Source organism: Streptomyces spiroverticillatus (genome assembly GCA_014650415.1).
Lineage (GTDB): Bacteria > Actinomycetota > Actinomycetes > Streptomycetales > Streptomycetaceae > Streptomyces > Streptomyces spiroverticillatus.
Map to the genome: position 1 here is coordinate 1 of BMUX01000004.1, position 20,311 is coordinate 20,311.

Sequence of the window (20,311 nt, forward strand, 5' to 3'; positions counted from 1 at the left end):
GAGAATCGTGTCGCTGATCTGGTCAGCGATCTTGTCGGGGTGGCCCTCGGTCACAGACTCCGAGGTGAAGAGACGACGGGACATGGTGCTCCTTGGGGAGTCCGGCTGAACCGGCACAACTGATGGAAGGGGAACGGTGATCGTTCGAAGGCCGCGCCGTTCGAAGGGCCGGGGCGGCCCGCCGCTCGATGGCGGAAGAGCGGACGCCGACACCTCGGCCCGAAGGCTGTGGCGGGCAGGTGCCGGTCGGCGGCAGAGGCCGCGCACCGCGTTCGGGATCACGCCAGACGCACTCGCTCGACTGCTCCAGGGGCGAGCACGGACTCTGTCAGGACGGAGGAATGGAGGGACGGAGGGTCAGACGGTCCTCGTGCGGACCACGTGCGCCACGGACACGAGCGTCATGTGGCGATGCCGACCGTCATCGGGGCGGCCGGTGAAGTCACGAGCGCCGACCTCGTCGGTGATGTGCGCGAAGGAGTTCTCCGCCGTACGAGCCGATACGGCCGGCGTGGCCGGTTCGGCGGGCGCCGAGGCGAGCACGTCGAGCGGGACGGACCTGCCGACCTTGAGCAGGAACGGCGGCCGGGCGACCGCCAGACGGGCCACGGCCCGCCGGACAGCCGGCCAGTCCCAGGTGGAGCAACTGGCGAAGTGGTGCAACCGTTGTTCCAGGGCGGCCCCGCCGCCCAGGCACAGCGCCATGTCGCGAAAGGACCTGCGGCCCTCGGCGACGAGCAGCCCCTTGACCGGCGGACCCGTGACCGTGGGGTGCGCCCTCCGTCTGTGGAGGGCGCACCCCACGGTCACGGGTGTCCGTCTCGGGCCGGGATTCCGCCGCGTCGTGCCTGGCGACGGGGCTCCCTGCTGATCCGGCCGTTACCGGTCAGGCCGCGGAGGCTTCCTGCTCCTTGGGCCGGAAGGCGCCAGTGCCGAGGAAGATGAGTCCGGCGACCACGAGGCAGGCCACTGTGAAGCCGGAGACTCCGTGGAAACCGTCGAACGAGGAGAGCAGGATGCCGCCCACGAATCCGCCGATCATGGTTCCGACGTACAGCGCGGTCGTGGCGAGCGAGGAGACGGTGCCGCGTGCCGCGGTGGTCCGGGAGAGCAGCATGGCCATGAAGATGGGGTAGTTGAGACCGAGCACCACGGAGCCCAGGGCCAGGCCGGTGATCGCCGTGGCCAGGTTGGGAGCGAACGGCACCGCGCCGTAGATCAGGATCAGCGCCACGAAGGCGAAGGCGAGGGTACGTTCCTCGCCCAGCCTCTTGATCAGGTGGCTGCCGAAGATCGAGGTGATGGCCATGCCGACACCGAGCGCCATCATCGCGGCGCCGATGGCGGTGACGCCGAGGCCGAAGTCATCGGCGAGCCAGGACCCGATGAACGAGATGGTCTCGAACACACCGGTCTGGTAGGCGAGATACCCCACCAGGTACCAGGTGAAGGTGCGGGAGCGGAACAGCCCCGCGTACACCGAGAAGAAGCCTCCGGTCGAGGTCGCGGCGGGAACCGAGGGGAAGACCCGGAACAGCACGAGCCAGACGAGGACGGAGAGCCCGGCGACCGCGAAGAAGGGCACGTGCCAGGAGCTGGCCGCGAGCCAGCCGCCGATCGGGACGCCGACGACCTGGGAGATGGACATGCCCGCCCCCGCCAGACCCATGGTCTTCACGATGGCGTCGGCCGGAACCATTACCGGAATGGAGGCCCACAGCTGAGGGGTCACCAAAGCTGCCGACATGCCGGCGAGCACCCGGAAAAGGATCATGGTCCAGAAGTTGGGCGCCACGCCGCAGAGCGCGGTTGCCACAGTGAATCCGGCGAATCCGAGAAGAAGTACGCTGCGCCGGTTCCGCCCGTCCGAGAGGGGCCCGGCCACCAGGGCGAAAAGTGCGAATCCGAGCGCGTAGGCGCTGACCATCCAGCCGGAAATGCTGGTGGAGACGTCGAAACTGCGCGAGAGCGTGGGGAGCATCGGAGCGACCAGGAAGGTGTCGGTTCCGATCACGAACATGGTCGTGAAGGAGAGCCAGGCGATGGCCGCGGCCGAACCCTTGCTCGCCTTTTGCGCATTCAGCGTCGCGGGAGGCACAGAATTGTCCGTGCCTGCCTTTTCCTGCGTGGAACTCATGTCTTTCACACCGCCGTCAGGGGAATTGCTTCAGATGGGGGGATGCTCCGGCGTCGGCAAGGAGGCCGGAACCGAGGGGGGAGGTTTTCAGCCCGCGGGATGGATGGGCTTCCGCCCCCACGCGGAATACACGAACGTCGATATGTCGGGAGCCGGCACGGCGGCGACCAGTTCTTGCGCGGCTGTGATCTGCTCGTCGGTCACCAGCCCCGCCTCGACCAACCGGGGGCCGCTCTGGACGAGCCTGATGGCCGGCAGTTGGTCCTGTACCGGGTCCACGCCGAGACCGCCGGGGGTGACGGAGACGCCCACGGCGTCACAGCCGACCGCCTCCAGCTGTGCCGGGATGCGCCTCGCCCAGGTCAAGTCGATGCCCTGTCCGGCGAGTGCCGTCAGGTAGGCGCCGTGCACCTCGCGCCAGGCGGCGTACGCGGAATCGGCCGCGGGCAGGAAGTGCACGTCCTCCAGGAGCAACCAGCCACCAGGGGCAAGCCAGCGCATTGCGCGCTCGACGATTTCCTCGCGCTGCGGCAGGTGCATGAACACCGCGCGGGCGTGGATCAGATCGAAGGAACCGGCCGGGAAGTGGTCGGTGGTCACGTCCGACCCCCGCACCTCCAGGTGCTCCGCGTGGCCGGCGTCGATGAACCGGGGGTCGATGTCCGGCGCGAGGACCGACCCCTCGGGCACCCGGTCGGCGAGCCAGTACGCGATGGAGCCCGCGCCCGCGCCCAACTCCAGGCACCGCCAGTCGGGCCGGATGGGAAGCCGGTCCAATGCCTCCGTGGTGCCCGGATCGTAGGTCTTCTCCAGGAGTTGGAGCCGCTCAGGCTCTGTGGGGAGGTCCTTGCTCAGCAGACCTGTCGTGTAGGCATCGGCAGGCACGACGCTTGTGCTCATCGCACTCTTTTCCTTTCCGAGGGGGTGTCGGCAAGCGCTGGACGAGGGTCAGCTGGGTTCGCCGAAGTAGCCGGACGAATGCAGGACGCGCAGCCAGCTGCCGTCGGGCTGCCGTCGTGGCACCTGGTACCGGCCTCGGCTGTTGTCCTGCGGAACGCTCGACGTCAGGGCGATGTCGCCGAGGAGCAGCGTGGGCAGCGACTGCTCCATGGGGAAGTACGTGAACTTCTCCAGCATTCCGGCGAACGCGCGCTGGATGGCCTCGCGCCCGTGGTGTTCGTGGCCGATGGGGAAGGCCATGACGGCGTCCGGCTCGTAAACGGCCATTCCCTCCGCGTCGCCCTCGTTCGCACGCTCCACCCACAGGCGGGCCAACGCGTCGGGCTCGTAGGCTCGTTCTCTCTCGGCCGCCACCTGCGTGTCGGGCACGTGGTCGTTCTGGTACTCCGTGGTCATCGGGGTCGACTCCTCGTCGTGTCGTGGGTGTGCGTGTGTGCAAGGGAATGTTGTGAGCGGGGAGGCAGTGGAAGTCAGTCGGCGACCAACGCGCGAGGGTCGTAGACCGCTCGAATCCTGTTGATCTTTCCGTTCTCGACGTGAATCCAGTTCGCGGCGGCGGTGGGGAGAGCGATGCTGGTGTGCAGGGTGAACCATGTGACGACGTCGGGTCCGGACACGAACACCCGTTCCACCACCAGGTCCGTCGTGACCGGTGCCATGCGCTCCAAGGACTTCCTGCACTCGTCCGGGTTGTCCAATGTCGCCAGCGGGCCGACGTAGGAGAAATCATCCGACAGGATTTCCCGCAGGGCGTCGAACTTCTTTTCCCGCCAGGCCGCGATATAAGTCGCGGCGATTTCCTCGGCGTTGCCCAGTCCGGCCTTTTCTGTTTCCTCGAACTTTTCTCTCACTCAAGGAATTGTGCGCAGGCAGTCGAGGTCTGGCGACGGGTCTCACCGCACTATGTCAAGTCATCGCCGGCGGCCCGGACACAGCGGGAGGGCCGCGCAGAAGTGTTCGACAGCGCAGAGGTGTCGCCCCGCCCGAGAGCGGAGCGACACCTGGTCGGGCACCTCCGGAGGTCACGGCTGGAGACGTCGTACCGCGTACCCGTCGCCGTTCCTGTCGTACCGCAGCCGTTGGTGCACGCGGTTCTCGCCGTTGGCCCAGAACTCCACGGCGTCGAAGCGCAGCAGGCAGGCCACGTAGGTCTCCGGGCGCGGCAGCGGACCCGCGTCCGCGAGGCGTGCGACCTCTGCCTGGAACGCCGCCATGTCGAGCAACTCCTCGCTCTGCCGCGAGGTCACCGAAGCGGCGTGCGTGAACAAGGGGCGTTCCAGCCACTTGGCGTCGGCCACCTCGGGTCCGATTATCTCCACCGATCCGCTGACACTGATCTGCTGACTGGTCTCACGCCAGTACAGGAGCCCCGACGCCCAGGGGTTCCCGGCGAGCTCCCTTCCTTTCTGGCTGTTGAGGTGCGTGGCGAAGACCAGGCCCTCGTCGGTCACCTCGTTCACCGCGACGATGCGGGTCGACGGGTGCCCTCGTCCGTCGACGGTGGCGAGGGCGAGCGCCTTCGGTTCCCGTACCCCGAGGCGGGCTGCGGTGTCCCACCATTCCCGGAAAATCCCTGCCGGGCCGGGCGGCGGTGCGTCGTACTCGGGGAAGCGGATGTCCACGGTGCCGGTGAGTGTTTCCGACCTGGTTGAGCTCATGACTGCCTCCGTCGTCGTACGGTGATCAGATGGGTGAGAGGCGTACTGGCCGGTCAGACGAGTGCCGTGCCTTGTGCGAACAGGGCGCCGCTGCCGCCGACCTCCACGGACACGAAGCGCTCCCCGGCGCCTTCCGCGCGCGCCAGCATCAGCGAGGGGCGACCGATCTCGACCCCCTGGAGGATCTGCACGGGCTGCCCGTACGCGATCAGCCCGTGGCGTCCGAGGTGCATGGCGAGCGGCCCCGCCGCCGATCCGGTGGCCGCGTCCTCCACCACGCCGTAGGCGGGTGAGAACATGCGGTTGCGCCAGTGGGTTCCTTCTCCGGCGAAGCAGTTGACGGCCAGGTCCTCGAACGCGGCCAGCGCCCGATGGTCGGGGTGCAGGCGGGACAGCGCCTCGACGCCCGGGAGACCGACGAAGACGTGCCGAGGGCCGTTGCGATACACCTCCACCGGCAGGGTCGACTCCCGTACCCCCAGTGCCGCCAGGAGTTCGTCGGACCGGTCGAACAACTCCCAGGTGGCAAAGGGCTGTTGCATGCGGGCGGAGACGACCCGGCCGGCTTCCCGGTCCAGCTCGAAGGGGATGACCCCCATCTCCGTCTCCAGCAGCAGTTTGTCCCGGTCGGTCTCGGCGCCCAGCGCGATGGCGGTGCCCAGCATGGGGTGCCCCGCGAAGGGCAGTTCGTTGACGGGTGTGAAGATGCGGATGCGTGCGTCCCCGCCGCCCCGGGGTGCCAGCACGAAGGTGGTCTCGGAGAGGTGCATCTCCTTGGCGATCTGCTGCATGCGCTCGCCGGGAATGTCGTCGGCGTCGAAGAAGACGGCCACGGGGTTGCCGCTCAGGGGCTCTTCGGCGAACGCGTCCACGATGACGTACCTGTGCATATGCGGTCATTTCCCTTGGGTGAAGTGTGAAGGGCGTTCGGTGTCCGGACGGCGGTGCCGCAGGTGGTGAAAGGTGGTCAGACGGGGACGTGCGAGGCGGGAAGGGCCGGCACGTCCGCCGGTTCCGTGTCCGGGGCGAGGCTGCTCACGTCGCCGCCTCCGGGCAGCGCGAGCACGTGTCGCAGCGCGCGGGCCACGATGTCCGGACCGTGGCGGGTGAGTACGGACTCGGGATGGAACTGCAAGGACGCGAAGCGCGGCCCCCGCAGGGCGTGCACCTCACCGGTGTCCGACCGGCTCACCTCGACCGTGCCGACCCCGTCGACCTCGACGAAGCCGTCGTCGCTCATGGCGACGAACATGTTGTAGAAGCCGACCTGTTCCACCGTGCCGAACAGGTCGACCGCCTTCTGGACGCCTTGGTTGGGGACGTCCCTGCGGCGCAGGTCGAAGCCGAGCCGACGGCTGAGCAGCTGGTGGCTGAGGCAGACGGCGAGGAAGGGCCGCCGCTCGCGCAACAAGGTGTCGACAGCTGCGCGCAGATGGCGCATCTTCGGGTCGTCGGCGGCGCTCGGGTCACCGGGCCCCGGCCCCATCACCACAAGATCGTGGCCGTCGAAGGAGTAGTCGTCGTCGAAGCGCCGCACCTCCACCATGAGCCCCAGCGAGCGGAGTTGGCCGGCGATCATCGCGGTGAAGGTGTCCTCTGCGTCGACGACCAGGACCCGACGGCCGACGAGATCGGAAGCCGGTCGCTCGCGCTGCCCGATTTCGCTCAGCCAGAAGTCGGCAATGGTGTCGTTCCTGCCGCCCAGGGCGGCACGGACGGCAGGGTGCTCGGCGAAGCGGCCGACTGCGGACGACTGGAGGGCAGCGATCAGGCCCGCCGCCTTGGCCCGGGTCTCGGCGGCCTCCGTGACGGGATCGGAGTGGCGCACCAGCGTGGCCCCGACGCCGATGCTCAGCCGTCCTTCGGCGGAGATGTCGGCGGTGCGGATCAGGATGGCCGAGTCCATCTGCCGGGCGCCGCAGTCGTCTCGACTGATCAGGGCTGCGACACCGCTGTAGTAGCCGCGGCCTTGGGGTTCGTACTGTTCAATGACCCGGCAGGCGCTCTCCAACGGGCTCCCCGTGACGGTCGGGGCGAACAGAGTCTCCCGCAGCACGTCGCGGACGTCCCGTCCGGTGTGTCCTTCGATGAAGTACTCGGTGTGCGCGACGCTGCCCAGTTCCTTGAGGTAGGGGCCGACGACCCGGCCGCCCTCGGGGCATATCTGGGCCATCATCTTCAGTTCTTCGTCGACCACCATGTAGAGCTCGTCGGTCTCCTTGCGGTCGGCGAGGAAGTCAATGATGCCGGGCAGCTCGGGGCCGGACGGCGGATAGCGGTAGGTGCCGCTGATCGGGTTCATGACAGCCACGCCGTCCCGGACACTCAGATGCCGTTCGGGCGAGGCGCCGACGAAGGTGCGGTCGCCGGTGTGGATGACGAAGGTCCAGTAGGCACCGGTCCCCCGGGCAAGCAGCCGACGGAAGAGCGCGAGCGCCCGGTGGGGCCCGTCGTCGCCGATGTCGGCGACGAAGGACCGCTTGACGACGAAGTTGGCACCCGCGCCGGTGCCGATGGCCTCGGCCAGGACGCTGCGTACCGTCTCGGCGTACTCCTCGTCGCTGATGTCGAAGTGCGGGTCGAGCAGTTCGGTCGCCGCGTCGGGGACACGTGCCGTCGCCTCCTCCACTCGTACGGTCTCCTGGTCGGAGACGGTGAGGGTGATCAGCTGTGCACCGTCGTCGGGGGCGGCGAATCCGCGCTCCGAGATCTGCCGGTACGGGACGACGGCGAGCACGTCGTGCCGGGTCCCACCGCCGGCCGGCGGTCCGTCGGGCAGCGGGATGTCCGCCAAGGCGTCCAGGTGGGAGACTTCGCCGACCAGGACGTCGAGGTACCCGGCCCCCGTGGTCTCGGGGCGGTGCAGCACGGCGAACGGCCCTGGTGAGACCCCCAGAATCCGGTCGAGGAGCCGGGAGCCGCCGCCCGGCGGGGTGCGCCGAACGCTCACGCTGCGACCTCCTTGGCGGTGAGCACCACGGCGCAGCGCTCCGCGGCGTACCGCACGGCCATGTGGTGGTACTCGGCCGAGAAGTCGGCGACCGCGTCGGCCACCAGGAACGGCTGGATGTCGTGGGTGAACGCCTCGACCGTCGACATGAGCACGCCGACGTGGGCATAGACGCCGCAGACGATCAGTTGGTCGCGGCCGGCGGCGCGCATGCGCTCCAGGAGGTCGGAGCGGAAGAAGGCGCTGTAGCGCCACTTGGTGAGCGACCAGTCGTCCGGTCCGGGGGTCAGCTCGTCGATGACCTCCCGGTCGGCGGGGTCGGTGCGCATCCCCGGGCCCCAGAAGTCCTTCAGGAGTCCGCGCTGTTCGTCGCCCATGCCGCCGGGCTGGGCGGTGTACGCCACCGGGACGCCGTTCGCTCTGCTCCACTGCCGCAACAGGGCTGCGTGCTCGACGAGTTCTTCGCGCAGGGGGGGGAGGGAAAGGGCTTGAGGAAGTACCTCTGCATGTCATGGACCAGCAGCACCGCGCGCGCGGGGTCGATGGTCCAGCGGGCGGTGTTGGCGGGCAGCTCACCGGCGATGGGCAACGCGTACGGTTCTATGGGCGGTATGCCGGGCATGGCTCTGGCCTCCGGGATCTGGAGCGGTGGGTGGTCAGGCGGCCCAGGCCGAGACCACGTCGATGGCCTGGCCCGGGTTGAGTCGCGGATCGCAACGACTGGTGTACTTTTCGCCGACTCGGGCCAGGGCGGTCTCGTCCGTGGCGCACTCCGTGACGTCGTCCGGGGTGGTCTCCAGGTGCAGGCCGCCGGCGACGCCTCCGGCGGCCGACAGGGCCTGCTGGAACTGGCGCACCTCGCGCACGACCGTCCCCAGCATGCGGGTCTTGTTCCCGTCGGGGGCGGTGACGGTGTTGCCGTGCATGGGGTCGGTCAGCCAGATCACCGGGTGCCCTGCGGCACGGACCGCCTCGACGAGCGGGGGCAGCCGGTCGGCGACGTGGTCCGCCCCCATGCGGGCGATCAGGGTGAGCCGCCCGGGGTCCCTGGCGGGGTCCAGCCGCTCGCACAGGGCGACGAGTTCGGCGGGGGTCATCCGGGGCCCGACCTTGCAGGCCACCGGGTTGAACACGTCTGCGAGCAGGCCGACATGGGCGCCGTCCAGTTGCCGGGTACGTTCCCCGATCCACGGCAGGTGGGCGGAGCCGAGGTAGGTACCGCCGCCTCCGTCCCGGCGCAGCATCGGATGTTCGTAGTCGAGCAGCAGTGCTTCGTGGCTGGTCCACACCGGGGCCTCGATGCCCCGGCTCTCGATGCGGGCCTTCCAGCCGAGGTTCTCCACGATGTCGTTGGCGGCCATGTAGCCGGCCAGGATGCGCAGCGGGTCCGGCCGACGGCTCTCGGCGTCCGGCTCGGGCCCGTTGACCATGTCGCCGCGGTAGGAGGGGAGTTCCTCCCCGCCCACCCATTCGGTCGGGCTGGAACGGGGTTTGGCGAACTGTCCCGCGATCCTGCCCACGCGTACGACCGGCTTGTGCGTCTTCATACAGAGGGTGCCCGCCAGCAGATCGAGAAGAGCCGCCTTGCGCGCCACGTGGCCGGGAGTGTGCTCGTTGACGTCCTCGGCGCAGTCGCCCGCCTGCACCATGAGTGCTTCCCCGGCCGCGACCCGGCCCAGGAGGGCGCGCAGCATACGGATGTCGTCCGCCCGGACGAGCGGCGGGCGGGACTCCAGAGTCTCCCGGACACGTTGGACCTGAAGCGGGTCAGCCCATTCCGACTGTTGCAGGGCAGCCCGGGACTCACCGGCGTGCAGAACGTTTTCCATGCTGTTCTTTCTCCAAGAGTGGGAGGAGGCGAAAACGACCGACTGCGATCCCTCAGGTGGGGATTCCCTCGCGCTTGATTTCGGGAACCGGGATCCCCAGCGCACGCAACTGCTCGAAAGGATTCATGAATTCGCGATTCTGCTTGATCTTCCCGTCCTCCAGCTCGAACGAGTGCAGGAAGTGGTTTTCGTAGTAACCCTCCGGGTAGCCGGGGAATCGGATGAGTCCGTGGCCGTCGCATTCGACCCAGAAGCGATTGGGATCGTCCGTCTCGAAGATTCGGATGTTGTACCACTCCCAGTCGGGGAAGCACTTGAGCGACCACACCGCGTGCTCTGCGAGCCGGTCGCGCCCGTTGATGACGATCGGGGCACCGGTGTCGGTGGTCCAGAGGCCACCGCTGCCGTCCTCGGTGAACAGCTCGTGGCGGCGCAGCCGGCTCTGGCCCTTCGTGTTCATGTACTGCTCCACGACGGCCCGGTGCTTTCGGCGCAGTTCGGTCGCGTCGGCGAATGCCTCGGCGCGCTCGGTCACGGTTTCGGACATGACTGTCCCCTTTTCTGTGAGTGGCGGGGGGAGGCGCCCGGGATTTCACCGGAGCGGGCGCCTGAATCATTGGTTGGCTCAATGCAGCCTAATGACGAGACATGAGGTACGGGAAGAGGATTGAACACTCACATGCGCTGCACACTCGGCCGGAAAACAGGCGTGCCGGAGCAGCCTGCGATGGCGGGCTGCTCCGGCACGAAAGGAGAATACGAGGAGGAATGTGCGGGGAAATGCGGCGAAGGACGACCGGTCGGACGATCATCCGGCGTCCGGACGACCGGTCAGGCGATCATCCGGCATCCGCGCTCGGTCTTCACCGCGTTGGCGAGGGCGTTCCACTCGGCGGCGCGCTGGGTGGCGACGATGCGCACCAACGGGGCGCAGTGTTCGGGCAGGACGGCAGCGATGCGCCGCCACTCGTCGGGGGTCAGGTCCGTGGCGACCAACGCCCGCAGCAGCCGCCGTCCCACTTCGCTGCCCTTGAGGGAAGGGTCCCTGAGCAGTTTGCGCACCGCTTCGCTGACGGAGTCGTGAGCGGGCGCATCCGCATCCCTGCCCGCCCCCGGGCCGGACCGCGTACCGGGGTGCCCCCCGGCGGTCGGCGGGCTCCACAGCGTCCCGCGCCGTCGCCGAGCCCTCGCGCCGCACAGGTCTGACGCCGTGCGTCCCCTCGGGCACCGGGGCCTCGCCGCGCCGCAGCCGGTCGCGGACATCTCGTACTGTCGCGGTGGAGAGCCCCGACCTGCGGGCGAGGTCGCGCAGCGAGGCGGTGGGGTCGACGGCGATCAGGGCCTGCTGCACGCAGTCTTCCGTCGCGGCTGTTGAGCGGGCGCAAGGTGCCGTCGCGGCCGACCCGGGTGTGCGACTGAGGAATTTCCTCACTCACACTCCCCCTCAGCCTGCCCACGGTCTTGCCGCTCAGCCCGGTGCGCTCCGCGATGGCGCGGTCGGACCAGTGGGGGTGGGTGCGCACGATGCGCTCGGCGGCGGCACGACGCTCGGCCCTCGACAGCGGCAGCCCGTGCCGGATGTTCAGCTGGACGGACAGGACGTACGCATCGGCCTGACTGCCGTCGAAGAAGCGCACCGCGACGGTGTCGTATCCCCGCAGCCGGGCGGCGGACAGCCGGTGCATCCCGTCGATGACCCGCATCGTCGGCCGGTGCACCAGGAGCGGCTCGAACTCCCGGCCCGATCCGGCCAGGGCGAGCACATGGTTTTCGTCGCAGGCACCGCCACGGGGCGAGTCGGAAGGCAGCAGCTGGTCGGTTCGTACTTCCTGAGCGCTCTTCGACCATGGCTGCTCGGACGCGTCCGGCCTGCCGGTGGATTTCACAGTCGTCCCCCCTCGGGTCTCTTCAGTCGTCCCGACCCGGTGTCCCCCGGCCGGAATCGTGCGGGACTCGTCGCGATCGGCCAAGGGCGCGGCGGGCACTACGTCAGGTAGCCCGGAGTCCGTCAAGCCGTCATGCCGTGGGCAGCCGGCGGAGCCGTGCCGACGGTTCCCGCCAGGGCCGCGACGGCGTGCGCGGCAGAGGCCAGCGTCATGTGGCGGTGCCAGCCTCGGAAGGAACGCCCCTCGAAGTCCTTCAGCCCCACGTCCTCCCCGGCCCCCGAGAGGTCCTGGCAGGCCCTTCCGCCGAGCCGGGTGAGGCGACTCAACCACTCGGCGGGTGCCGCAGTGGCGTTGGTGACCCACAACGCGCCGAGCGGTCCCCCCGCTTCCGGCCACTCCCCGACGAGGGCGAGCCCGCCGACGGCTTCGGCTGTTCCCACCGCACGCTGTCGTGGCAGTGCGCCCGGGGACATCACCCGCACCGCCGCAGCCAGGGTGCCGGCGTCCTGCCCGCGCCCTGCGACCGGGCGGCGCAGCCCGCGCACGCTCTCCAGGATCCGCTGCGCCTCCAGGACTCCACCGTTGTAGCCGGGCAGCGCGGGGTCGCCCATCAGAAGCCGGGCGGTGCCCCTGACCCGGGCCACGACGGTGACTCCGGCAGCGGTGAACCGCTGCACGGTCTCGGCGATCCGGTTGATGTGGGTGTTGAGCACCACCGGGCGAAGGGGCGCCTTCCAGGACAGCAGCATCTCCAAGGCGGCGTTGGTGGCGCACTGTTCCAGCGTCTCGCGCCCCGTCTCCTCGGGAATCTCCGCCTGGCGTCGCCGCTGTGTGTCGCCGAGCCACGGATCGGGCAGGAAGAGCCGCCAGTTGACGGGGGTGTTGAGCGTCCCGCCGGAGTGCCAGACCCCGAAGGCGCGCTGCCCCCGGAAGACTCCGGTGCAGGGATCGACGCCGTAGTCAACACCCACCGACTGGTCGCCCGCCTTGGGGATGAACAACGGGTGCACCACCCACGCCTGGTGTGTGGTGAACTCCGTCAGGTAACCCGCGAGGGCCTCACGGACCGGCCGCCAGTCCCAGGTGGAGCTGCTGATGAAGTGGTGCAGGCTCTGTTCGGAGGCCGAACCGCCTTCCTGGGCTGCGATGTTGCGGATCGACTTGCGCCCCGGTGTGCACAGCAGCCCGCGCAGGTACTGCTCGCCCTTGCGTCGCTGGTCCCGACGTACGAACGAGGTGAACAGCGCCTCGCCCATGCCCGAGACCAGCGACTCGCGCAGGTCCGGCAGTCCGCCGGGGCGGTACGCGGACCAGGACCGCGGTGCTCGCCCCGCACGTACCTCGCTGCTGATCACACTCACGGGTCTCCCCCCTCTGCCGCCGTCATCCCTCTGCCGTGACCGAGCATCGCCCGGCCGGACCTCCTCGCACGAGGTGCGGTGCCCCTCCTTCCTCCGCCACGGGTGGTGGTCCCACCACACTCTCGAACGGGCCGTCACCCCCCGGTACCCGTCCGCAGCCCGTGGCGACGGTGCCGGGACCACCAGTGCCGGCGGTACGCAGCGTGCGGTCAGCCCCGCACGGCGTTCGCGCTGCGCCTGCCGGGGAAGGCGGCGCCGATGAGCGCCAGCAGCGGTGCCGCTTTGACGGCCGTCTCCTCGAACTCCTCCTCCGCGTCCGAGAGCGCCACCACTGCCCCACCCACGCCGTAGCGGACGCGTCCGGGGGTGACCACGGCAGTGCGGATGGCCACGCTCAGGTCGACCGCGCCGGACAGCGAGAAGTAGCCGATGGCGCCCGAGTAGATGCCTCGCGGCCCGCTCTCCAACCGGTCGATGATCTGCATGGTGCGGGTCTTCGGGGCACCCGTCATGGAGCCGGCGGGAAAAGCCGCCCGGACCAGGTCGACGGGACTGCGGTCAGTGCGCAGCCTGGCCCGGACGGTGCTGACCAGTTGGTGGACGGTGGCGTACGTCTCCACGTCGAAGAGCTTGCTCACCTCGACGGATCCGGTCTCGGCATGGCGTCCGAGGTCGTTGCGCACCAGGTCGACGATCATCAGGTTCTCGGCCCGGTCCTTCTCGCTCCCGCGCAGGCCGTCGATGATCTCCTGGTCCTCGCGCGCTGTTGCGCCCCGCGGCCGGGTGCCCTTGATCGGCTTGGACTCGGCGATCCGCTCCGCGCTCAGGCGAAGGAATCTCTCGGGCGACGAGCTGAGCACGGAGAGCGCTCCGAAGCGCAGCAGGGCCGCGTAAGGGGCGGGGCTGAAGCGGCGCAGCGCCGGGTAGCCCTCCCACGGGTCAAGGGCATGCTCCGCCGCAGCCAGGTTGGTCAGGCAGATCTCGTACGACTCGCCTGCCGCTATCTCCTCGTGGCAGGCGTCGATCAGCCGGAGATAGTCGTCGCGCTCGTGGGGCAGCTGTATCTCGGCGAGGGACTCCACGGGCAGGGCCGGCTCCGTTGCTCCAGGTACGCGTCACGTGTGCGACGCCACCGCGGGGCGGCCCGATGCCGCCCCCGTTGACGAGCATGGCCGAGCGCGTGGAGCCTCATAAGGTGGTCCCGCAACACTGCGCCGCCGCCGAACGATGTTGCAGGCACACGTCATTTGTGAACTCGTACGAAGCTTCCTTGACCTCGCCCATAGCGCCACATACGTTCAAGCGGCGGAAGTTACGAACCGGGGGGCCGAAGTGAAGGGCGAGGATTCCATCGGCGTTCCTGCACTCGCCGTCCTGGAACTGTTGGCACAGGACTCCCCGCCGAGCCGGTTCCACGAAGTGTTCCAGAGCGCCCAACAGCAGCAGAGCCTGTCGTCGGACCATCTGTCCGAGCTCCAGCGGGCGACGCATCTGGCCCTGGACATCCAGGCGTCGGTGAGTCAGCGACGCCGTCGGGAGACCTTCATGACGGGGCTCGTGGACACCGTCCGCGACATGACGCTCCCCTCCAGCCCCGACACACTGCTGAAGGTCGTCACCAGCAGAGCACGCAGACTGCTCGGTTTCGACATGGCCTACGTGAGCCTGCGCGACGCCGACGACAACGCGTACATCCACAGCTCGGACGGCGACAGCACAGCACTCAACACCGGCCTCGTGGTGCAGAAGCAACGCGGTCTGAGCGAGCTGGTCCGCACCTCGGGGGCGCCCTTCTGGAGCACGGACTACCTCAACGACGACCGCATCCCGCACTGGCCCGAAGTCGACGACGTCGTCCGCGCGGAGGGTCTCTCCGCGATCATGGCGGTGCCCATCCTGCGTGCGAGCGAGACCATCGGCGTCCTGTACGGGGCGAACCGGGTGGTGCGGCACTTCACGCCGGACGAAATCAGTGTGATGCGTTCGCTGGCCGACTTCGCCTCGGTCGCCCTGGAGAAGGCCGAACTTCTCGACCGCACGCGGACGCAGGTCGCCGCACTGGAGTCGCTGGGCGCGCAATCCCGCGCAACCGTGGCCAGGCTGACGGATCTGGGAGAGGCCCAGACCCGGCTCACCGCGATGGTCCTCGACGGAAGCGACCTCCAGCAGCTTGCCACTGCGGCGGCCGAGATGCTCGCCGCCGACGTGACCATCGGTGACGCCTACGGCCAGGTCCTGGGGTCGTCGCAGGAGGCCCGGGAGCTGGGCGAGGTGATGACGACCGGAGCGGTTCTGGAGGCGCAGGCCGCAGGAGGGCCGATCCTCCTCTCCCCCGGAGTCTGGGGCTCTCCGGTCAGTGCCGGGGCCGAAAACCTGGGGCTCGTGGTGATGCTCTCGGACACCGAACCGGACACCGACACCCTGCGATACCTGCGCTACGTGGGCCATGCGGTCGCGGTGCTGCTGGTGATTCAGCGCAGTACGGCGGTCGCGGCCGGGCCGGTCCGTGACGAGTTCCTCGACGAACTGCTGGCCGTTCCGCTACGGCTGCCGCACCGGCTCGCCAGCCGTGCCCAACGGCTCCAGGTGGACCTGGAGGAGCCGTACGTGATCGTGATCGTGCGGCCCGAGGGCGGCGAGCACGGCAAGGCCGTCGTCTGGGGGTCGTCGTACAGCCATCGCCACCGCGGGCTCAAGACGGTACGGGACGGCCGGATCGTGCTGCTCCTGCCGGGCACCGACGCCTCGGCCGCCGCTCGCACAGTCTCCGAGGAACTGTCGCGCGTACTGACCGAACCCGCCACCGTCGGCGCGGCGGGACCGGCCACCGGGCTCACCCCGGCGTCGGAACTGCATCTTGAGGCCCAGCGGTGTCTCGACACGCTGATCGTCCTGGGCGAGACGGGCAGCAGTGCGTCCATGAGCGACCTCGGATTCCTCGGGCTGCTGCTCTCGGACGACCGGGACGTGGATGGGTTCGTCGCTTCGGCCGTCGGCCCGCTGCTGAAGCAGGACGCAGAGCGCGGTACCACTCTGATCGGCACGGTGGAGACGTACTTCGCATCGGGGCAGAGTCCCACTCGGGCAGCCGAGGCCCTCTACATCCACGCCAACACGGTGGCTCGGCGCCTCGACCGCATCACGGATCTGCTCGGCCCCGGGTGGCAGAAGGGCGAGCGTGCCGTGGAGGTGCAGCTCGCGCTGCGCCTCCTGCGTGCGCGCGGAGTGCTGCGTCGGCAGCGAGAGACAACACTGGGCACCGCCCCGCGGTCGGCGGATTCGGAGTAGCCCGCCCTTGGTCCGGTAAGCCGGGACTTGCACGGAAATGGTCCGGCGGCGCCGCTTACTTGACGAAGTCGTGGCAATCGTCTTCCGGTCTTCCACATCGTGGACAAGGATCGGGAAGGACGCGAAGGGGCGCTGCGCCCCCTTCTCCCGCCATCGGCCAAAGGAGCACTGAACGAGCGGTGGCCATGCCTCAACCTCCTACGAAGCCGTCCGTCGTGCGGACACCCCCGGCCTGCCCCGGCCACACGCCATGACGGCCGTTCGGCTGGCCCGGCTGAACAGGAACGGCGTCTCCTTCTGGCTCGACGGGATCAGCCGTTTCCTACTGGACAGCAAGGCCCTCGCCGCTCTGGTCCGCGACTGGCGGGTCTCCGGGGCCACGACGAACCTGGAACTTTTCCTGCACGCGGTGAACACCGGCCCCGCCTACACGGAGCAGTTGTGCAGCCTGGCCGAGCTCGGGGGCGACCTCAACCAGGCCGTACAGGAGCTGGCGGTGCGCGACATTCAGTGGGCCTGCGACGTCCTGCTGCCGACCCACCTTGCCCGGCACCACACCACCGGGCTGGTGTCGGCGGACATGGACCCACGGGTCTGTCACGACCAGCACACAACCCTCGACATGGCACGCACACTCTGGCGGGCAGTCGACCGGCCGAACATCTTGGTGAAGATCCCTGCTACCGACGCGGGACTGAGGGCAATCACTTCCTGCCTGGCTGAGGGCATCAATGTCCACGCGACCTCGATCTTCTCGGCAGAGCGCTACCAACAGGTCACCGAGGCACATCTCACCGGTCTCTCCTTGGCCTCGGAAGCGGGCCTCCCACTGTCCCGAATCCATTCCGCGGCATCGTTCCACGTCAGCCCGATCGACGCCGCGGTGGATCCGCTGTTGACCGCGGTCGGCTCGGACCGAGCTCTGGCGCTGCGCGGCAAGACGGCCCTGGCTGCCGCCGGAGCAGTGCTCGAACGGCACAAGGAGACCTTTGCGGGCACTGCTTGGCAGCAGCACGCCCGTCGAGGAGCCAGGCGCCAGCAACTCGTGTGGGCCGCGACAACGGTGAACGACTCCCGTTACCACGACACCCACTACACCGACGGGCTGTTCGCCCCCGACACGGTAAGCATCGTCTCCGAACAATCGCTTTGGGCGGTCGCCGACCATGGACGTGTTCTGCCGCACGAGGTGGCGGGCGTGGAACGCGAACGCGTGCTCGACGCGTTGCCGATGTGGGGCATCTCGCTGCCCGAGATCGGGAGCCGACTCGAAGACGATGCCCACCGGCGCGCCCTTGCTGTGTGGCAGCACCTGCTCGATGTCGTCCGTGCCGCTTTGAAGCAGTACCGCACGCATTGACGCCACGCCGGCGCAGGCTCCTCGGCCACTCAGCGAACAGCGGCACCACCGGCCTGCGAGAAGACCTGCTCAGTTGAGGTACTGAGAGGTCGAACGGGCAAGGTACGCCCCATGTCCGGCGCGCCCCTTGAACTCGCCCTGCGCGATGACCACTTCCCCCCGCGACAGCACGGTCTCCACCCGGCCGGCGATGCGGCGCCCCTCGTACGCCGAGTAGTCGACGTTCATGTGGTGTGTGGCCGCTGAGATGGTCTGTTCGGCAGCCGGGTCGTAGATGACGATGTCGGCGTCCGCGCCCGGGGCGATCGTGCCCTTCCTCCCGTAGAGCCCGAACACCCTCGCCGGTGTCGCGCACGCGATCTCGATCCAGCGGCGGCGGGTGATGTGACCGTCGACGACGGCCTGGTGGAGAAGGTCCATGCGGTTCTCCACACCGGGGAGCCCGTTGGGGATCTTGGAGAAGTCGCCGCGGCCCATTTCCTTCTGCCCGGTGAAGCAGAACGGGCAGTGGTCGGTGGAGACGACCTGGAGGTCGTTGGTGCGCAGGCCTCGCCAGAGGGCGGCCTGGTGCTCCTTGGGGCGCAAGGGAGTTGAGCAGACGTACTTCGCGCCCTCGAAGTCGGGCTCGGCGAGGTTGTCGGTGGAGAGGAAGAGGTACTGGGGGCAGGTCTCGCCGAAGACCGGGAGGCCCTTGTGGCGGGCGGTCGCGATCTCGTGGAGGGCTTCTTCGGCCGATACGTGGACCACGTAGACGGGGGCGCCGGCGACCTGCGCGAGCTTGATCACGCGGTGGGTGGCTTCCGCTTCGAGAAGGGCCTTGCGGACCTCGCCGTGGTAGCGGGGATCGGTTTCGCCGCGGGCCAGGGCCTGTTCGACCAGAACGTCGATGGCGAGGCCGTTCTCCGCGTGCATCATGATCAGGCCGCCGTTGGAGGCGGCTTTCTGCATCGCGCGGAGGATCTTGCCGTCGTCGCTGAAGAAGACCCCGGGGTAGGCAGTGAACAATTTGAACGAGGAAATTCCTTCGGAGACCAAGCCGTCCATCTCCTTCAGGGACGACTCGTTCACGTCCGACATGATCATGTGGAAGCCGTAGTCGATCGCGCACTTCCCGTCGGCTTTCGCATGCCACGCATCCAGGCCGGCGCGCAGACTCTGGCCCACGGACTGGATCGCGAAGTCGATGATCGTGGTGGTACCGCCCCACGCCGCCGCCCGGGTACCGGATTCGAAGTCGTCGGAAGCGTAGGTGCCGCCGAACGGCATCTCCATGTGCGTGTGCGCGTCCACGCCGCCCGGGATCACGTACTTGCCCGTCGCGTCGAGGGTGCGGTCGGCCGTCCAGCCGTGGCTGGACGGGGCGGCAACGCCCACCACGCGCCCGTCCTCGATCAGTACGTCGGCGTGGACTTCGTCGTTGGCGGTGATGACGAGACCGCCCGTGATCAGGGTGCGAGTCACAGCTTCGGCTCCATTCGCGATCGTACGGAGAAGTCGTATGGAGGGGTCGTGCGGAGAGGTCGTGCGGAGAAGAGTCGCGCGGGGCCCGTTCCTCGGAGCGGGCCCCGCGCGAAGGTTGAACTACACGCTGTGCAGGGCGCTTTCCAGGATCGAGGCCCCCTCTTCGGCCTCCGCCACCGTGAGGGAGAGCGGCGGGGCGATCCGCAGGACGCTCGTGTTGTGGCCGCCGCCCTTGCCGAGCAGGAGGCCGCCCTCGCGGGCCGCTTCCTGGATGCGGCCGGCCGCCTCCGGCCAGGCCTGGTCGGTGCCCGGACGGACGATCTCGATGCCCGCCATCAGGCCCCGGCCGCGCACCTCCCGTACGCAGGGGGTGGTGGCGCCGATCGCCCGCAGGCGTTCCAGGAGGAGGCCGCCGACGCGGCGGGAGTTGCCCTGGAGGTCGTGTTCCAGGAGGTACGAGAGGTTGGCGAGGCCGGCGGCCATGGTGACCGGGGAGCCGCCGAAGGTGGAGATGGAGCCGGAGTCCACGCAGTTCATGACCTCGGCGCGGGCGACGACGCCGCCGATGGACATGCCGTTGCCGATGCCCTTGGCGAAGGTCATGATGTCCGGCGGCCCGTTCTCGGCGTGGGCCTGCCAGCCCCAGAAGTGGTCGCCGGTGCGGCCCCAGCCGGTCTGCACCTCGTCGGCGATCCACAGGATGCCCTCGCGGGAGAGGACTTCGCGGAAGGCGGCGTAGAGGCCGTCGGGCGGGGAGGTGAAGCCGCCGACGCCCTGGATGGGTTCGGCGATGAGGGCGGCGACCTGGCCGCGGGTCTGGCCGAGTACGTCTTCGAGGTCGGCGACACACGCCTCGATGAACTGGGCGTCGGAGAGGTGCGCGAACGGCCCGCGGTACCGGACGCCCCCGTGGACGTACAGCGTCTGGAGCGGGGAGAGGCTGGTCGGGGACCAATTGCGGTTGCCGGTGAGGCCCACGGTGGAGAAGGAGCGGCCGTGGTAGCTGTTGCGCATCGCCAGGAGCTGGTTGGAGCGGCGGTACGTGGTCGCCAGGAGCAGCGCGGTGTCGTTGGCCTCGGTGCCCGAGGTGGTGAAGAAGACGCGGGCGTCGGGGATGCCGGAGAGGTGGGCGACCCGTTCCGCCAGGTCGATCATGGGGCGGTTGAGATAGAGGGTGGAGGAGTGGATCATGCGGGCGGCCTGCTCGGAGACCGCCTTGGTGACCTCGGGCAGGGCGTGCGCGGTCATCGTGGTGAGGATGCCGCCGAAGAAGTCGAGGTACTTGCGGCCCTCGGCGTCCCAGACGTGGCGGCCCTCGCCGTGGGTCAGCTCGATCGGGTTCTGGTAGTAGAGGGCCAGCCACTCGGGCAGGACGGCCTGGTGGCGGGAGTGGAGGTCGGTCACGGCTCAACCTGTCCTTC

The 20,311-nt window shown here is 69.0% G+C and carries 17 protein-coding genes and 3 pseudogenes; 3 read left to right on the forward strand and 17 right to left on the reverse strand.

The features are described 5' to 3' along the window. The 13 genes and pseudogenes from IE269_RS11550 to IE269_RS11610 form a co-directional block, all read right to left on the reverse strand. Positions 1-84, reverse strand: an 84-nt coding sequence (locus IE269_RS11550) for an S-adenosylmethionine synthetase N-terminal domain-containing protein (RefSeq protein ID WP_189823287.1), incomplete at its 3' end; no start/stop codon positions are given. 516 nt (positions 85-600) lie between these two features. After that, positions 601-750 (reverse strand): annotated as a pseudogene (locus IE269_RS43760) (transposase); the annotation flags it as partial. A gap of 136 nt (positions 751-886) precedes the next feature. Further along, positions 887-2,020, reverse strand: coding sequence for an MFS transporter (locus IE269_RS11560; protein ID WP_229897574.1), 1,134 nt, complete (start codon positions 2,018-2,020; stop codon positions 887-889). Between the two features lie 204 nt (positions 2,021-2,224). After that, positions 2,225-3,037 carry a class I SAM-dependent methyltransferase gene (locus tag IE269_RS11565; RefSeq protein ID WP_189822784.1) on the reverse strand — a complete coding sequence of 271 codons (813 nt, stop codon included), beginning with the start codon at positions 3,035-3,037 and terminating at the stop codon, positions 2,225-2,227. A 48-nt stretch (positions 3,038-3,085) separates the two neighbouring features. Continuing rightward, a complete protein-coding gene (locus IE269_RS11570; protein WP_189822785.1) occupies positions 3,086-3,493 on the reverse strand; it encodes a YybH family protein in 408 nt (135 codons plus the stop codon). A 74-nt stretch (positions 3,494-3,567) separates the two neighbouring features. After that, positions 3,568-3,948 carry a nuclear transport factor 2 family protein gene (locus IE269_RS11575; RefSeq protein ID WP_189822786.1) on the reverse strand — a complete coding sequence of 127 codons (381 nt, stop codon included), beginning with the start codon at positions 3,946-3,948 and terminating at the stop codon, positions 3,568-3,570. Between the two features lie 171 nt (positions 3,949-4,119). Continuing rightward, positions 4,120-4,755, reverse strand: coding sequence for a phenazine biosynthesis FMN-dependent oxidase PhzG (phzG, locus tag IE269_RS11580; protein ID WP_189822787.1), 636 nt, complete (start codon positions 4,753-4,755; stop codon positions 4,120-4,122). 53 nt (positions 4,756-4,808) lie between these two features. Beyond that, on the reverse strand, positions 4,809-5,645 hold the full coding sequence (locus IE269_RS11585; RefSeq protein ID WP_189822788.1) for a PhzF family phenazine biosynthesis isomerase: 837 nt from the start codon (positions 5,643-5,645) through the stop codon (positions 4,809-4,811). Between the two features lie 77 nt (positions 5,646-5,722). After that, positions 5,723-7,705 carry an anthranilate synthase family protein gene (locus tag IE269_RS11590; protein ID WP_189822789.1) on the reverse strand — a complete coding sequence of 661 codons (1,983 nt, stop codon included), beginning with the start codon at positions 7,703-7,705 and terminating at the stop codon, positions 5,723-5,725. Then, a pseudogene (locus tag IE269_RS11595) lies at positions 7,702-8,327 on the reverse strand (isochorismatase family protein). The gene IE269_RS11590 and the pseudogene IE269_RS11595 overlap by 4 nt, the downstream one beginning before the upstream one ends. A 34-nt stretch (positions 8,328-8,361) precedes the next feature. Beyond that, positions 8,362-9,534, reverse strand: coding sequence for a 3-deoxy-7-phosphoheptulonate synthase (locus tag IE269_RS11600; RefSeq protein ID WP_189822790.1), 1,173 nt, complete (start codon positions 9,532-9,534; stop codon positions 8,362-8,364). A gap of 52 nt (positions 9,535-9,586) precedes the next feature. Beyond that, on the reverse strand, positions 9,587-10,081 hold the full coding sequence (locus IE269_RS11605) for a PhzA/PhzB family protein (RefSeq protein WP_189822791.1): 495 nt from the start codon (positions 10,079-10,081) through the stop codon (positions 9,587-9,589). Between the two features lie 284 nt (positions 10,082-10,365). Further along, positions 10,366-10,596, reverse strand: coding sequence for a hypothetical protein (locus IE269_RS11610; RefSeq protein ID WP_189823353.1), 231 nt, complete (start codon positions 10,594-10,596; stop codon positions 10,366-10,368). A gap of 399 nt (positions 10,597-10,995) precedes the next feature. Here IE269_RS11610 and IE269_RS43075 point away from each other — a divergent pair, with 399 nt between their 5' ends. Next, positions 10,996-11,151 (forward strand): hypothetical protein, encoded by a 156-nt coding sequence (locus IE269_RS43075; protein ID WP_229897576.1) that lies wholly within the window; start codon positions 10,996-10,998, stop codon positions 11,149-11,151. A gap of 391 nt (positions 11,152-11,542) precedes the next feature. Here the strand turns inward: IE269_RS43075 and IE269_RS11620 are convergent, their stop codons facing one another. Together IE269_RS11620 and pabB are read right to left on the reverse strand one after the other, a co-directional pair. Further along, positions 11,543-12,781 carry an IS701 family transposase gene (locus tag IE269_RS11620; RefSeq protein ID WP_229897578.1) on the reverse strand — a complete coding sequence of 413 codons (1,239 nt, stop codon included), beginning with the start codon at positions 12,779-12,781 and terminating at the stop codon, positions 11,543-11,545. 209 nt (positions 12,782-12,990) lie between these two features. Then, positions 12,991-13,875, reverse strand: a pseudogene (pabB, locus tag IE269_RS11625) (aminodeoxychorismate synthase component I); the annotation flags it as partial. Positions 13,876-14,113: 238 nt separating this feature from the next. On the opposite strand from pabB, the gene IE269_RS11630 reads away from it, so the two are divergent. Continuing rightward, complete coding sequence (locus IE269_RS11630) at positions 14,114-16,069, forward strand: helix-turn-helix domain-containing protein (RefSeq protein WP_229897580.1); 1,956 nt, start codon at positions 14,114-14,116, stop codon at positions 16,067-16,069. A gap of 250 nt (positions 16,070-16,319) precedes the next feature. Further along, a complete protein-coding gene (tal, locus tag IE269_RS11635; protein WP_189822794.1) occupies positions 16,320-17,429 on the forward strand; it encodes a transaldolase in 1,110 nt (369 codons plus the stop codon). 69 nt (positions 17,430-17,498) lie between these two features. Here tal and hydA read toward each other — a convergent pair whose 3' ends face one another. Continuing rightward, positions 17,499-18,890 (reverse strand): dihydropyrimidinase, encoded by a 1,392-nt coding sequence (hydA, locus tag IE269_RS11640; protein WP_189822795.1) that lies wholly within the window; start codon positions 18,888-18,890, stop codon positions 17,499-17,501. 120 nt (positions 18,891-19,010) lie between these two features. Beyond that, positions 19,011-20,294, reverse strand: coding sequence for an aspartate aminotransferase family protein (locus tag IE269_RS11645; RefSeq protein WP_189822796.1), 1,284 nt, complete (start codon positions 20,292-20,294; stop codon positions 19,011-19,013). Positions 20,295-20,311: the final 17 nt, after the last annotated feature.

What these genes read in the sequence shown, in the direction of transcription:
- IE269_RS11560 (WP_229897574.1), bottom strand. Translation starts at nt 2,020, where the DNA reads ATGTTCGTGATCGGAACCGACACCTTCCTGGTCGCTCCGATGCTCCCC.
- IE269_RS11565 (WP_189822784.1), bottom strand. Translation starts at nt 3,037, where the DNA reads ATGAGCACAAGCGTCGTGCCTGCCGATGCCTACACGACAGGTCTGCTG.
- IE269_RS11570 (WP_189822785.1), bottom strand. Translation starts at nt 3,493, where the DNA reads ATGACCACGGAGTACCAGAACGACCACGTGCCCGACACGCAGGTGGCG.
- phzG (WP_189822787.1), bottom strand. Translation starts at nt 4,755, where the DNA reads ATGAGCTCAACCAGGTCGGAAACACTCACCGGCACCGTGGACATCCGC.
- IE269_RS11585 (WP_189822788.1), bottom strand. Translation starts at nt 5,645, where the DNA reads ATGCACAGGTACGTCATCGTGGACGCGTTCGCCGAAGAGCCCCTGAGC.
- IE269_RS11600 (WP_189822790.1), bottom strand. Translation starts at nt 9,534, where the DNA reads ATGGAAAACGTTCTGCACGCCGGTGAGTCCCGGGCTGCCCTGCAACAG.
- IE269_RS11605 (WP_189822791.1), bottom strand. Translation starts at nt 10,081, where the DNA reads ATGTCCGAAACCGTGACCGAGCGCGCCGAGGCATTCGCCGACGCGACC.
- tal (WP_189822794.1), top strand. Translation starts at nt 16,320, where the DNA reads ATGACGGCCGTTCGGCTGGCCCGGCTGAACAGGAACGGCGTCTCCTTC.